General features: G+C 51.6%; 10 protein-coding genes. 6 read left to right on the top strand and 4 right to left on the bottom strand.

Going from position 1 to position 14,900, the window contains the following annotated elements:
- The first annotated feature begins 96 nt into the window (after window positions 1–96).
- Together B7988_RS14555 and B7988_RS14550 are read left to right on the top strand one after the other, a co-directional pair.
- The gene (locus tag B7988_RS14555) at window positions 97–1,161 is read left to right on the top strand and encodes a histidine phosphatase family protein (RefSeq protein ID WP_141225702.1); all 1,065 of its coding nucleotides are present in this window, start codon (window positions 97–99) and stop codon (window positions 1,159–1,161) included.
- A gap of 138 nt (window positions 1,162–1,299) precedes the next feature.
- Window positions 1,300–3,852 (top strand): T9SS type A sorting domain-containing protein, encoded by a 2,553-nt coding sequence (locus tag B7988_RS14550; RefSeq protein ID WP_088658451.1) that lies wholly within the window; start codon window positions 1,300–1,302, stop codon window positions 3,850–3,852.
- Window positions 3,853–3,948: 96 nt separating this feature from the next.
- Here the strand turns inward: B7988_RS14550 and B7988_RS14545 are convergent, their stop codons facing one another.
- Window positions 3,949–4,479: a hypothetical protein gene (locus B7988_RS14545; protein WP_073317160.1), complete on the bottom strand. Its 531-nt coding sequence runs from the start codon at window positions 4,477–4,479 to the stop codon at window positions 3,949–3,951.
- Window positions 4,480–4,623: 144 nt separating this feature from the next.
- Here B7988_RS14545 and B7988_RS14540 point away from each other — a divergent pair, with 144 nt between their 5' ends.
- Entirely contained in the window at window positions 4,624–5,883 is a 1,260-nt protein-coding gene (locus B7988_RS14540; RefSeq protein WP_088658448.1) for a sialate O-acetylesterase, read from the top strand.
- Here the strand turns inward: B7988_RS14540 and tsaA are convergent.
- Window positions 5,861–6,703, bottom strand: coding sequence for a tRNA (N6-threonylcarbamoyladenosine(37)-N6)-methyltransferase TrmO (tsaA, locus tag B7988_RS15200; RefSeq protein WP_349291502.1), 843 nt, complete (start codon window positions 6,701–6,703; stop codon window positions 5,861–5,863). The two genes, B7988_RS14540 and tsaA, sit on opposite strands and share 23 nt — an antisense overlap.
- 99 nt (window positions 6,704–6,802) lie before the next feature.
- Between tsaA and B7988_RS14530 the strand changes: the two genes are divergently transcribed.
- The 3 genes from B7988_RS14530 (at window position 6,803) to putP (ending at window position 10,919) form a co-directional block, all read left to right on the top strand.
- A complete protein-coding gene (locus tag B7988_RS14530) occupies window positions 6,803–7,702 on the top strand; it encodes a PD-(D/E)XK nuclease family transposase (RefSeq protein ID WP_088658447.1) in 900 nt (299 codons plus the stop codon).
- A gap of 103 nt (window positions 7,703–7,805) precedes the next feature.
- A complete protein-coding gene (locus B7988_RS14520) occupies window positions 7,806–9,014 on the top strand; it encodes an FISUMP domain-containing protein (protein ID WP_141225701.1) in 1,209 nt (402 codons plus the stop codon).
- A gap of 363 nt (window positions 9,015–9,377) precedes the next feature.
- Complete coding sequence (gene putP, locus B7988_RS14515; RefSeq protein WP_073317172.1) at window positions 9,378–10,919, top strand: sodium/proline symporter PutP; 1,542 nt, start codon at window positions 9,378–9,380, stop codon at window positions 10,917–10,919.
- A gap of 246 nt (window positions 10,920–11,165) precedes the next feature.
- Here putP and B7988_RS14510 read toward each other — a convergent pair whose 3' ends face one another.
- Entirely contained in the window at window positions 11,166–12,572 is a 1,407-nt protein-coding gene (locus B7988_RS14510; protein WP_249269025.1) for a hypothetical protein, read from the bottom strand.
- A 548-nt stretch (window positions 12,573–13,120) separates the two neighbouring features.
- Complete coding sequence (gene gap / locus B7988_RS14505) at window positions 13,121–14,122, bottom strand: type I glyceraldehyde-3-phosphate dehydrogenase (RefSeq protein WP_073054604.1); 1,002 nt, start codon at window positions 14,120–14,122, stop codon at window positions 13,121–13,123.
- Window positions 14,123–14,900: the final 778 nt, after the last annotated feature.

Genomic DNA, 14,900 nt, shown 5'->3' with positions numbered 1-14,900 from the left:
TTCTAAGTTCTAAGTTCTAAGTTCTAAGTTCTAAGTTCTAAGTTCTAAGTTCTAAAATTTACATTCTGCATAGCATAATTATTGTATATTAATGGCATGAAAAGACAATTATTATTCGCCTTAGCAACGGCGGCAGCCCTTTCTGCCGTTTCTTTGACAGCCTGTTCTTCGGATTCTTCCAGCTCGCCTGCGACACCCGAGGTTTCCCCGACGGATCCGACTCAGACGACAGATCCGGCCCAAACGCAGACGGATCCGGCACAGAATCCTTCGGACCCCGCGACCCAACAGAACCCTAGTGACACGACTTCCGCTGTCACGCCTCAGCCCACGGACCCGACCGACACGACTGCTACGCCCGCCGATACGGCCACCCAGCCGCCGGTTGACACTTCCGTGACCCAGCCTGTCGCTTCGGACCCCTGCGAAGGTATTTTACCGCAGCCGATTGCTTTCCCGATGAACGAATTCGCAGATGTGGGCGAAGTCTACCGGAATATCCAGTGCAACGAAAAAGTCGTGTTTCTCGTGCGTCATGGTGAACGCGAAGCCGGTATCGGTTCCGAATCCCCGCTGACCGAAGACGGCGCACTCGAAGCCCAGGAAATGGGCGCCAAGCTGGTCGGCCCCACGGAGTTCAAGTTTATCCATTCCGGATTCGTACGCACTTACCAGACTGCATTGAACATTGCAATCGGTCGCGGCCAGTCGCAGATGCTGCCGGACTCTTCCGTCGTGAATTTCGCTGCCGACACAATCAAGCAGCTGGCTGACGGCTGGTACTTGAAGGACAAGGAGCTCCGCGATACCGTCATGAAGAGGGATTCTATCAAGAACGTGAATGTCATTTACGCGGCATGGGTCTACGAAGGTCAATACGCCGACGTGTTCTACGACTTGGAAGAACGCAGCATGGAACTTCTGAACACCTACGTGATCAAAGATTATGCGGCCATGCCCAAGTACACGTTGATTGCCTCACATGACCAGGTCTTGATGCCCTTGACCGCATTTGCCACCCAAAAGCAGATCGACCTCAAGCTGCACGAACCGACCTCCCGTAAGTGGCTCAGCTACCTCGCAGGCGTCGCTGTCATTATCAACGACAAGAACGAGGTGCGCTATGTGCCCATCAAGGGCGGCTCTTCGGGCACGATTTAAGGGTTTTAAGGCCCTTGTTGAGAATTCATAAACATATTTATAGATACAAAGCGGCTTTTTTAGTCGCTTTTTCTGTTTTTTAGGTATTTTCTGAAAAACAAGCCCGGATTGTATCCGGAAAAATGCAATGGAGATGGCATGTTTGGTAAAATGAAGGTTTTGACAGTCGCTTTGGGCATGGGAATGCTTGCGACCGCGGCAAATGCCGAAAAATACAACTGGGGCAACGTCCGTTTTGACGGCGGCGGATTCGTTTCTGCCGTGATTTTCCACCCCAAGGCCGAAAACTTGCTGTACGCCCGCACCGACGTGGGTGGCATTTACCGTTTTGACTTTGCAAAGAAATCCTGGATTCCGTTGATGGACTTCATCTCGGAAAACGACAAGGGCCTTTACGGCACCGAAGCTTTTGCACTCGACCCGAACGACCCAAAGCGCATTTACGTGCTGGCCGGTACAGGTTACTTTAGCAAGGGCCGTACCGCCGTGCTAAGGAGCGAAGATTACGGCACCACTTGGGACACGAGCTACGTGGAAATGCTCGCCCACGGCAACGGCATGGGCCGCCAGACCGGCGAAAAGCTGGCCGTAGACCCGAACAAGGGCAACATCGTTCTTTGCGGCAGCCGCACCAAGGGCGTGTACAAGAGTACCGACTACGGTAAAACCTGGACCAGCCTTTACAAGGTCGCCCTTTCGAGCGCCACCGAATCTAGCCTGAACGGAGTGAACGGCGTGAGCTTCGTGATGTTTGACCCGGCACAGGGCAAGCTCGCTGACGGCAGCACCGCGACAATCTACATAGGCACATCTGAAACCAAGGACAACCTGCAGGTGAGCCACGACGGCGGCGCCACCTGGGAAACCATCAAGGGGGTTCCCACGGGCCTGATGCCGCACCGCGCCAAAATCGTAGACGGTGACATGTACGTGACCTTTGCCGACGGCCCAGGCCCGTACAATATTGCAAGCGGCGGTTTCTATAAGTACAATATTGCAGGTGGCACCTGGACCGACCTCACCCCGAGCGATTCCGTGGAACACCAAGGCAGCACCACCAAGAGCTACGAAAAAGACAAGAGCTCTTACGGCGGCGTGGCAATAGACCCTAAAGACAAGAACCACATCGTGATTTCGACGCTAGGCAAGTACACCGGACGCCACGTCACGATCGACGAAAAAGAAAACTACGGCGACCGCATTTACTCCACCACTGACGGTGGCAAGACCTGGAATCACGGCCAGCATTACAACGATATTCCAAACATTGACGCCAACGGCACCGCCTGGATTCCGGGCAACGCCATCCACTGGGCAGGTTCCTTGGAAATCAACCCGTTCAACAATAAGCAGGCTTGGGTCACCAGCGGTAACGGCATCTTTATGACCGAAGACATTTCGGCCAAGGTTCCCTTGTGGAAGTTCATGTCGAAGGGTATCGAAGAAACGGTTCCCCTCGACATCGTGAGCATTCCGGGTGGACCACTCGTGACTGCCATCGGCGACTACGATGGCGCCGCTTATACCAACATCAACAACAGCACCAAGCGCCATACCCCGATTATCGGCACCACCGAAAGCATGGGTTACGCCCCGCTCACCGGAAGCCTATTGCGTACCGGCGTGATTACCGTGTACGGCCAGTACGACTCCCAGAATTTTAACGTGATGTACCGTAGTGACGACATGGGCGCCACCTGGGACAGCGTGAAAACCACCCTCAAGGGCCCCAAAGGCTTGGTCGTGCTCTCTGCCGACGGCAAGGTGATGCTGCACCGCCCCGACCAGGGCGCAACCGTTTACCGTTCTGCCGACAATGGCGCCACCTGGACCGCTGTCGAAACCGGTACCCAGACCAACTATTCCCGCATTGTCGCAGACCCCGTGAATCCCGACGTTTTCTACGTGATGGGCGGCATGGGCACCCTTTACAAGTCCACCGACGGCGGCAAGACTTTTGCCGAAGCAGAAGCCCGCTTGCAGAACGAGCAAGCTGGTGAATACTACAACGGCGGCGGACTCATCCGTACCGTTCCCAAGAGAGAAGGACACCTGTGGGTCCCCATGGACCAGTCGCAGGTTTGGCAACCCAAGGGCTTTACTGAATACGGCCTCGCCTATTCCGAAAACGGCGGCAAGAGCTGGAACCGCTGCGAAGGCGCTTCGACCGCAATCGCCGTGGGTATCGGCAAGGCCAAGGAAGGCAGCGATTACGAAACCATCTTTATCTGGGGGGCTGCAAAGTCCGGCGATCCGATCGGCATTTACCGCAGCACCGACAAGTGCAAGACCTTTGAACGCATTAACGACGACATGCACCAGTTCGGCGGTCCGGGTAACGGCAACTTCGTGCAGGGCGACATGAACACCTTCGGCGTCGTATACATGAGCACCGTCGGCCGCGGCACCATCGTAGGCGCTCCCGAAGGCACGGATTTCATTACCAAGCTGAACCGCGTAAACGTTACGGCCAGCACCTTCATGCAGCTCGAAAAGCGCAACCTGCGTGTAAGCGCCCCCACCGACAGCAAGGTTGAAATCTATGCCGCGAACGGCAAGCTTGCCCTGAGTGCAAGCCTCGAAAACGGAAGCTCAGTCAGCCTAAACAAGCTCCCCGTGGGCAAGTACATGGCTCGCCTGAAAGGGGCAAACGGCAAGGTCCTCAACCAGAAGGTCATTACGCTTCGGTAAAAAGATTCTCCATAAATCCAAATACACACAAAAAATCCTCGGCTTCGGCCGAGGATTTTTTCAATCGATTTTGCAGGCAAAACCCGCAAAAAGGGACTATTGGGCGCTAATGGTATAGACTTCGGTAGAATTGGCCTTGATGCTCGTTTCGTCGGTCGCGTTTTCCATGAGCCAAAGGGAGCCCGGGCCAAAAGTCATCTTGACAGAGGCGGCTTCCACGGTAATAATCGGAGCGACTTCAACACGAGTCTTGAACAAAGCCGTACTCATGGAATGGAGCTTGACAACGTTACCCTCAATCTTCCAATCGCCATAAACCGGATAGTCGAGCGGATTCAAAAGCGGGCTGTTGCCGAGATTGACCGAAGGCAGGTCAAATTCGAACTTGCCGTCGTCGGAAAAAATCAACTTGCCCGGACCCGTGGTATAATCAAAATTAGGGATAATTTCGTTGTTGTTGCTCGCATTGGCAATTCCCACAAAAGACCAAGAACCCACCAAGCATTCTGCCGTCACGCCCTTGGAGCATTCTTCGGCCTTCGAGGGCTTGGGGTCGCTGGAAGAATCACCGCAAGCCGTAAACATGGAAACGGCTAGCGCAAACGGAACCAAATACATCTTTTTCATAGAATTTCCTCGTTTTTCATTGAATATAAGTAATTCTTGTTGTAAAAATCAACAACATATTAAAGTTTACAATTATATTTCCTCCATAATAATGGGTTATTTTTATTTTTAAGGGAAATTATTCCCTGTTGTTTGGAGTATATTATGAAAAAATTTCTGTTAGGAGCAGCCTTCGCAATGGCTCTTTCTCAAGTAAACGCAGCCCCGGACCCGAATTTCCATATCTACCTCGCCTTCGGGCAGTCCAACATGGAAGGTCAGGGCGATATCGGTGATCAGGACAAGACGGTTGACGAACGTTTCCAGGTTCTCTGGGCGGCCGACAATGGCTCTTGCTCCGGGAAGACCAAGGGCAAATGGTCTACTGCCGTGCCTCCGCTGGCGCACTGCCAAGGTGCAAAGCTTGGCCCCACGGACTACTTCGGCCGTACCATGGTCGAAAAAACGGATCCCCAGATTAAGGTGGGCGTCATTGTGGTCGCTGTCGCAGGGTGCAGCATCAAGCTGTTCGATAAGGACCAATACAAAAGCTACGCCCAGGGCCAGCAGAGCTGGATGACCCAGCGAATCAACACCTATGGTGGAAATCCTTACGGCCGCCTGATCGAGATGGCCAAGAAGGCCCAGGAAGAAGGCGTTATCAAGGGTATCATTTTCCACCAGGGCGAAACGGATGCCGGTGACGGTAGCTGGCCTTCCAAAGTCAAGGGTGTCTACGACAACATCATCAAGGACTTGGGCCTCGAAAGCGACATTCCGTTCCTTGCGGGCGAAGTGCTGCGCAGCGGTAGCAGTGCCGGCGCGAACCAAAACATCGCGAAACTCCCGCAGCAATCCAAGAACTTCTACGTGGTGTCTTCCGAAGGGTTCAACCAGGCTTTGGGCGACGGCCAGAACGTGCACTTTACCTCACAGGAATACCGCGATTTTGGCAAGCGCTATGCCGAAAAGATGATCGAGGTCCTGGGCGACAAGCTCAAGCCCGCCGCAACCGCCGAATCCAGCAGCAGCGCGGCAGAATCCAGCAGTAGCGAAGTCGCCTCCAGCTCTAGCGAAGCAAAATCCAGCTCCAGCCATAGCCATCACGGAGTTTCTTCTTCGTCAGAGGCAGGCTCTTCGCCGGAATCGTCGTCAGACGCAGGTACGGGCATTGCGCAGGCAAACCACTTTGCGGGCGGGGCGCTTACGGTGAACAAAGCCGGCAATGTGCAGTTGAGCCTTGCCAAGGCAACGCAGCTGACCGTTAAGATTTACTCTAGCCTCGGTAAGGAAGTGCTTGACTTGAGCGGCAACTACACCGGAACAAACACTTTGGTGCTTGCAGGCAGACTCCCGGCCGGGCGCTACGTAGTCAGTGCCCAGGGCGAGGGGTTCAAGGCCACTAAGCCTGTAATGGTAAAATAGCGACGACCGTCAGGTGGCCGCCCTGCACTTGAAACTTGATTTCGAAGCCGGCGAACCTGATGCCGTAAATGCGGTCGGCGGACCTCTGGTACGCGGGCCGCGGGTCTTCGGAAAGCAGCTCCACAAGAGCTGCCTTTTTTTCTGCGGGGAATTTTACGCCGGCGGCACCAGATACTTCAGGGATACCGGCGGCATCGGGCGCAATTTCCGTGCCATCAAGTAACTCCGGCGCTAGATTTTCTGGTGCAAATCCGGTGCCATCAAGAACCGCTTGCGCCTCGGCGGCGAATTCGACTTCGAGCTTTTTAAAGCGCACGGCCTCGGCAAAGCCGCCAGTGGCCTCGGGCACGGAATCGGCGTACGGCAAGTAGGGCTTGATGTCTACGATAGGCGTGCCGTCCATGAGGTCGGCGCCGCTGACCGTAATAGAGGGCGCGCCCTCCCCCGTCAAATTGATTTTTTCGATTTTGACGCAGCTCATGGCCAGGGGATTCGGCCTAAAGCTGCTGCGGGTCGCAAACACGCCCAGCCGCGTATTGCCACCAAGACGGGGCGGGCGTACCGTCGGCTTCCAGGTATCGCGAACGTTCTCCGAAAAAATCCACAAGAGCCACAAATGACTAAAGCCTTCCAGCCCACGCAACGCGTCGGCATTTTTGAATTCCGGCTCAAAGACAATCGTCGAACGCAAATTCTTCAAGAGCCCGCTCTGCCGCGGAATCCCGAACTTATCCGGAAAATCGCTCCTGATGCGGGCAATGACCTTGAAAGTTATCTCATCGAACGATTGCACAGCGAAATAATAGAAAAATTTTACAATCAAAAAAGGTATTCAAACACCTGAAAAAAGCGTGTATATATATGAATAGGGATCCCCTCTGTTCGCTCACGGGAGGCTTTCCCGAAAACAGGAAAATATATGAAAAGAGAAGAATTCGCCAAATTCCTTGGAGAACTCAAGATTGTTAACGATAAAGGACAAGACACCGATGCTTTCATCAAAAAATATGAACATAGGAATGTGTATTTCTACAATGACGGGTGTATCAAGAAGATTCTAGCAAGCGAGAAAAACCTGATTCTCACTACAGATCTCGTAAATGCAGCTCTGAATCTGATTGGGTCCGACCGTATCGAGAACCCCAAGCTTGAAAATCCGTTCATTCCGGGAGAACTCGGGTACCACAATATCGAAACGGACATTATGTTAACGAACGACCGCGGTGAGGGTGTTCCCCGAGACCGTGTTTCCATCGAGGTGCAGCATGTGGGCGGGGACTTATATAAAGGTAGGTTGGTCCTTTATGTGTCGCGTCTTACCAGCAGTATGATAAAGAAGGGAGAACCCTATCGGTTGGACAACTTGAATGTGGTCAGTTTTCAGTTCTTCGATGCTTTTGCAGATTCACCAAATTACCGCCATACGGTGCAGTTGAAGAATCAAGAACAGCGCGTTTATTTTGACCAGCAGACGATAACCTTGATTGAAGTAGCGAAATTCCTGAAAAAAGCCAAGGATTTTGCAAACGATAACAGCCGCCTTGCACAGTGGCTCCGTGCAATCGACACCCTGAACCGCGAAGCCGATTTTAGCGAATTTGCAAACGATCCCGTGTTCAAAGTATTGCAAAATGAGGTAAAATTGTGTAACTTTAGTTCGAGGTACCTTATGCATGTAGATATGAGTGATTTTGACAGGGCTGTAGCAAAGCGCGAAGAAAAAGAAGAAATTGCGAAGGGTTTGCTGAAAGACGGAGTCCCTATGGAAATTATCGTGCGAAATACAGGTCTTTCAGAAGAAGCTATTCGCAAACTTTAACGAAACCTTATGCAACTCTAGGCGGTCAAACGACCGCCTTTTTCATTGGTTTTATTATATTTCGCCCAAAAGTGTTTGGTGGAATTTAATATCTGGAGGTCTTATGAGACATGTCATTGCGAACAGTAGTGTCATCCTGAGCGGAACGAAGTGGAGTCGAAGGATCTTTATCGGTGTTTTATTTGCCGTACTTTGTTTTTTCACTGCATGCGACAGCGGTTCCAGCAGTACTGACCCTGACTCGATTGCGGAAGTTTCGTCCTCTAGTGACGATGACGCAATCTCTTCGAGTTCCGTTACGGACAAAGAAACATCTTCCGGTGGAAGTTCGAAGTCCTCTAGCTCTGAGAAGTCTGGCAATGATTCGCAGAAGAGTTCTAGTTCTGTGAGCGGTAAGAACAGTAGCTCTTCTGAGGATGAGTCGAGTTCTTCTGAAGGTTGCCCATTTAATGGACGAAATGAGGATGGCAGCGCAAATTTAACAGTAAACTGCTGCAATGGCGATACCGCTATAGTCATGAGTGGAAAATATACTCAATACTATACGTGCAGAGATGATTTCTGGCTTAGGGATTCTATTGGTGGACAGGATACTGTAAAGCCCTATATTTCACACCCCAATATGGAAAAACAGTTTTCCTCGAAAATTGATTATGAGACGTTTGTAGATGATCGTGATGGTCAGGAATATAAGATTGTGACCATTAAAAAGCATTTTGATGGGGCTGGAGATGGTGTTGACGAAGAATACACATTCTTTGCTGAAAACCTAAATTACGGAAAGCAAATTATGGCAAATGCGACGGAGTTCAGTGACTCCGTGGTGGAAAAAGTCTGCTACAACGACGACGAATGGTTTTGCGATAACGGCTTTGGCGGTCTCTATACATGGAGCGAGGCCATGAATATTCCTAAAAAATATGACACAGTAGCCGTCGAAAAACTCGATACGACATATTTTGACAATGGCAAATACATTGATCAACACATTCAGGGAATATGCCCGAAGGGGTGGCATATCATGGAAGAAAATGAGTGGCGTTTTTTGGGTGGCGGAGCTATGGTTAATTCAAGAGCTGTTTGGAACGGACAGGATTATTATGGTTTCTCGCTTCTTCCGGTAGGATATTCTTTTCAGGGAAAATTTTATGGGTATGGAGAATTTGCAAGAGCTTGGCTTCCGGCTTTGAGTAAAAAACGAGATGATATGGGAAGGACCGTTTTGACGAGTGATACGGATGCTTATACTCTGTATGATACTGGTCTAGAACGGTATGGCTATCAACCTATCCGCTGCACGAAAGACTATTAAACAAATAGTCTTCTAAAATGCCCTGAGCCCGGGCGTTACGGGCGCGGCGATTGAGCGCCCGTTCGAGGGGGTGCTGGAAGACCCGGCTATGGATTGCTTCGTCGTTTTGCTCCTCGCAATGACGTGCAAGCCGAAGCGAATGTTGTTAGCAAGCGAACGAGCCACGGAATTTTCCGTCTGTGAGCAATAAGCCCCAAGCGTTAAGCGAGGGCGATTGCGAGAGAGAGGCTGTAAAGCCGATCGGTCGCTCCTTGAGCGGGTAACAACATCGCGAAGGCCATACGCATAAGCCGGGGCTGCAAGCAGGGGGAGCCCTCCCCCCTTTTTTTCTATCTTTAAAAGCATACATAAAGGAGACGACAAATGGTCTTAACCGTTTTCATTTTATACCTGTTGATGATGCTTGGCATCGGCTTTTACTTCTCCAAGAAGGCGAACAGCCTGAATGCCTACTACCTCGGCAACCGCGGCATGAACAAATGGGTCGTGGCCATGTCCGCACAGGCCTCCGACATGAGCGGCTGGCTCTTGATGGGCCTCCCGGGCGCTATCTTCGTGAGCGGGTTTTCCGAAGCGTGGATCGGCATCGGCCTCGTGATCGGCACATACCTCAACTGGAAAATCGTGGGCCGCAGGCTCCGCAAGTACAGCCACTTCTGCGGAGACTCCATCACGCTCCCCGACTTCTTTGCGAACCGCTTCCGCGACAACAAGGGAATCATCCGCGTTATCGCCTCCATCTTCATTCTCGCGTTCTTCCTGTTCTACACGGTTTCGGGCTTTGTGGCTAGCGCGAAACTCTTCGGCACCATCTTCGGCATGGACTACACCACGGGCCTTATCATCGGTGCGGTCGTCGTGGTGAGCTACACCTTCATGGGCGGATTTTTCGCCGTTTGCTGGACAGACTTTATCCAGGCGACCATGATGCTCATTGCCGTCATCGCGATTCCCTCGATTATCATGGCCGGTTCGGGCGGTTTTGCTGCGACCATGGACGCCGTGAACGCGCAGAACCCCTACCTGTTGAGCCTGTTCACCAACGCCACCACCGGCAAGTCCATCGGTCTTATCGCCTTGATTTCTAGCCTCGCGTGGGGCCTCGGCTATTTTGGCATGCCGCACATTCTAGTGCGTTTCATGAGCATCAAGAACGCCGAAGACATCAAGTTCTCCCGCCGCGTCGCCATGATCTGGGTCACCATCTGCCTCGGTGCCGCCATCATGATTGCCATCCTCGGACGCTACTACGTAGAAGCGAACAGCATTACCGTCGCCGACCCGGAACGCATCTTCATGGTTCTCTGCCAGACGCTCTGCCACCCGGCTGTCGCCGCCATCCTCATGGCCGCTATCCTTGCCGCCATCATGAGTACCGCCGACTCGCAGCTGCTGGTTTCGGCTTCGGCCTTCAGTAACGACCTTTACAAGCACCTGTTCCGCAAGAACGCGAGCAACAAGGAAGTCATGTGGGTCAGCCGCGGCGTGGTCGTGGTGATTACGCTGATTGCCGTGATTGTCGCCATGCAGGGGGCGCCCAGCGCCGACGGCGCTAAACAGGGCAAGAGCTTCCTGGATGTCGTGATGAGTCTCGTGAGCTTTGCCTGGGGCGGCTTCGGCGCCACCTTCGGCCCGATTATGCTCCTTGCCCTGTTCTGGAAGCGTACCACGCTTCCGGGCGCCATCGCGGGCATGCTCGTGGGCGGCATCACCACCTTCGTGTGGAAGTTCTACCTCTCCGGCTTCTCCGCCGAAATCTTCCAGATCTACGAACTCGTGCCCGGCTTCGTCTTGAGCTTTGCGACCATCGTAATCGTAAGCCTCTGCACCAAGGCCCCCAGCAAAGAAATCATCGAAGAATTTGAACAAGTTGATAAAACAAGATTAAGTGATATGAAACTTTAATTCAGGAGGACAAATGCGTAAGGCGAGAGTCGCAGCCATGCTTGCATGGATATGACCGAGCCTAGCATTTGGTACTTGAGCGAAGCGAAAGTACAATTTGATGCGGTGGAAAACACGCGCCTCTCCGATATGAAGCTGTAATCTAGAACGGGCTTTCGCCCAACAGACGAAATTACAAAAGAGGCCCGCAAATGCGGGCCTTCATTTTATTATCCAGGGATTCACCCTAAATCACTTGTCGTATTCTTAATCGTCGTATTCCGGCGCTTCGAACGAAGTCGGAATGCGCGGCGTACCCTTATCATGATGAACGAACGAGAATCCGCTAATCTTGCCCGTTTCACGGTCAACCGTTCCGGTCTGCAACTGGCCATACATGCTTGCCGTACTGCCCGGATTCAATAACATATTGAAGTCCATCACCATATAGTAGCCGTAAACTTCCCAGGTACCCGACTTAAACTCGACTTGCTTAGTCCCTTCGAACGCTTCCAGTTTTGAGGTTCCGTCGGCTTTCAACGTAAATGTCCAATCGACACCGTCTCTAGTCGCCACCCATTCGCCGACAAAATCTTTGGCATCTTCGTAAGCGTACTCGACATCTTCAACTGTACAATTCAACTTTTCTCCATTGTACGCCGTAATCGCATCGTCGGTGCCCACGGAATAGGTGAACATCGTACGCGAAGACCCCACATAGTAGAGCGGGATCATCAACAGCGTGCTGCGCTGGATATCATAGCGACCGGCATTCCAGTTCACTACTTGGCCATCGATCGACGTTTCATAAATATACGAACTGTCGAAGAACTTGAAGGTCCTCGTAGAATCGCCATCGGCACATTCATAGATTTTCTTCTGAATCGCCTCAGCCTTGGAGACCTTGCTCTTCTGGACAGCGACGCTAGCCTTAATCGCTTCGCTGTAATCGCCACCGTCTACAGAGTACAGAATTTTGTCGTCTTCATCGGCATTGTCGGCTTCTTTGACGACAAACGAAATCTTGAAGCCGGCTTCCATTTTTCCTATAATCTTTTTGACGGCATCGGTTTCACTATACTGCAAGCCGGCTTTGTCTTTTTTAAAGCTCACCACGCCACCTGCAAAATCCGTATAGGTGACCACCCACAATTCGTCCGGAATGCGGAGGGCCAGAACGCCCTGCTTGCTGCCGGTCGACAGGTAGACCGTCTGGTCAAACAGCTTGAGTTCGTAGTTCTTCTGTAAATCGGTGAGTTTCGCAGCGCGAGCCCCTTCCGGAGTTACTACAGAAGAAGACGAAACTTCAGTGGATGAAGATTCCGGCGTTTCGCTAGACGAGGACTTCGGGGATTCGCTCGAAGAAGACTTGTCTTTACTTACGCTAGAAGACGACTTGGAATCTTCCTTAGCTGAAGACGAAGACTTATCGGACGATTTTTCCGAAGAAGAAGACTTCTCCGAAGACTTTTCACTGGACGAGGACTTGTCGCCATCCTTGGACGACGATGACTTGGCGTCGCCCTTTTCGGAAGAAGAAGAGTCATCGCCTTCTTCCATGGAGGAAGAGGATTCTTCGGTAGAAGGGTCCGCAGAAGCGGAAGAGGAATCGTCGCCGCAAGCCGTGAACAGGAATGCCGACGAAATCAAAAGAGCTAAAAATTTATTTTTCATGCCACAAATATAGTTTATATAAAACGCATAATCCATCGATTTCTGCACAACAACAAGTGTATTTTTGATCTGTACAGGCTAATTGATGGTACATTTAGCATTTCGCCTGTACAAAATCCATTTCACAGGTATTTTTTGGAGGTTTTTCCTGAGCAGTACAGGCTTTTTTATGCGTTACATGCTTTTTAGCCTGTACAAGAATGCCGTTTTCCCTCTATTTTACATTAATTTATCCAAAAAGTACAGGCTAATTTGCAGAGTCGACGTCATTTAACCCGTACGGCAGCGAAAAAGCGAGTCCTTTTCGCATTAATTTATTCAAAAAAAGCAAGAAAGTACAGGCCAACTCGCAAAGTCTGCGTCATTTAGCCTGCACCACAACGAATCCTCGGCGTATTTACGGCACTTTTTAGAAAAAATTCCCTCGCCGGGGGGTCCGTCAGGACAAAAAAAGAAACCCCGCCGCTTGGGCAGGGTTCCTAAAAGGTTTCTTAGCGGAAGTGCGGAAAACTAAGTGGCGTCCGCACGACTAACGCTATCTAGAAATCTTACTTGGCGATCACGCGGGCCATTTCGCAAACCTTGTTGCTGTAGCCCCATTCGTTATCGTACCAGGACACAACCTTAACGAAGGTCGGGTCGAGCTGGATACCGGCCTTGGCGTCGAAGATGGAGGTCTTCGGGCAGTTGCGGAAGTCGGTAGAAACAACGGCTTCGTCGGTGTAACCGAGGATGCCCTTGAGTTCGCCTTCAGAAGCTTCCTTCATGGCAGCGCAGATTTCTTCGTAAGTGCAAGCCTTCTTGAGTTCGACAGTCAGGTCAACAACGGACACGTCGGAAGTCGGCACGCGCATAGACATACCGGTGAGCTTGCCGTTGAGCTGCGGGAGAACCTTACCCACGGCCTTAGCAGCACCCGTAGAAGACGGGATGATGTTTTCGAGGATGCCACGGCCACCGCGCCAGTCCTTCTTGGACGGGCCGTCAACGGTCTTCTGAGTAGCGGTTGCAGCGTGAACGGTGGTCATGAGGCCACGGACGATGCCGAACTTTTCATCGAGAACCTTGGAGATCGGGGCAAGGCAGTTGGTGGTGCAGGAAGCGTTGGAGATGATCTTCTGGCCAGCGTAGGTCTTGTGGTTAACACCATAGACGAACATCGGAGTAGCGTCCTTAGACGGAGCAGACATGATGACCTTCTTGGCACCAGCCTTGAGGTGAGCAGAAGCGAGTTCTTCGGTCAGGAAGAAGCCGGTGGATTCCACAACGACGTCAACATCGAGGGCACCCCAAGTGATTGCGGACGGATCCTTTTCGGCGAAGATCTGAATCTTGTTGCCATCGACGATGAGGAAGTTGCCTTCCACCTTGATGTCGTGGTTGAAAGCGCCGTGGACGGAGTCATACTTCAGCATGTAAGCGAGGTAGTCAGCGTCGAGAAGGTCGTTGATACCGACAACCTTGATGTCGTTAGAGAAGTTTTCCACAGCAGCGCGGAACACCATACGGCCGATACGACCGAAACCATTGATACCGAGTTTGAGAGCCATTATTGGATCCTTTTGTTTGTTTGTTGAAATTGCTACCCACCATAGGGTGGTGCGTTCTTGGGCGGAAAGATACAAAAATTTACCTAAACGGACTAGGGTTCTTGTAAAAAAACTTGCTCTTTCAAACCTATCCCGACCGGCATAGGTGGTTCGTGAGCCATAAACGACTTGTATTAACGAGTCGTGTTGGCGAAAGCGAGGCGATATCACAGTTTCTTATACAAATAGAGCCGAGCGGTCTGTCGTGAGCCAAAGAAGACTCATTTTAATGAGTCTTTGGAGGCGAGAGCGAGGCGATATCGTAGGTTCTTACATGAAATAGAGCCGAGCGGTCTGTAAAGGGGGAGGAATCCCCCTGCTTGCAGCCTTGCCTTGTTGTCACCAGCGATAGGGTCCAAGGCAAGTCTTCCAGCACCCCCTCGCCTAGGTGGCTCCGCCCCCTAAAACCCCCGGATTGTAATGTGGAGTGTGGAATGTGAGATGTGGAATGAATTGTCCTCTGTCTTCCCGCACGTAGATGCGGGACCTCCTCTCCCATCCGAGAAAACGCACTCCGCCTTCAAAATTGCCCACGGCTCCAGAAATGTGCTCGTCTCACTCTCACACGACCGTTCGACTTGCGTCTCACTCTCGCTACAGCCCCAGCTTAACGCATGGGGCTTTAAGCTCACATGGATTCGGCCTTCGGCCTCTAATGTTCGCTCAACGACACATTTTCTTCCGCCTTAGGACATGCCCCTCACGCCCTAATTTTATTGTTAAAATTTTGGTAAATTGA

Origin of the sequence: Fibrobacter sp. UWB1 (assembly GCF_002210325.1) — a bacterium.
Taxonomy (GTDB): Bacteria; Fibrobacterota; Fibrobacteria; order Fibrobacterales; family Fibrobacteraceae; genus Fibrobacter.
The sequence above is the reverse complement of the archived record's forward strand: the minus strand, read 5'-3'. Positions and strand labels throughout refer to the sequence as shown.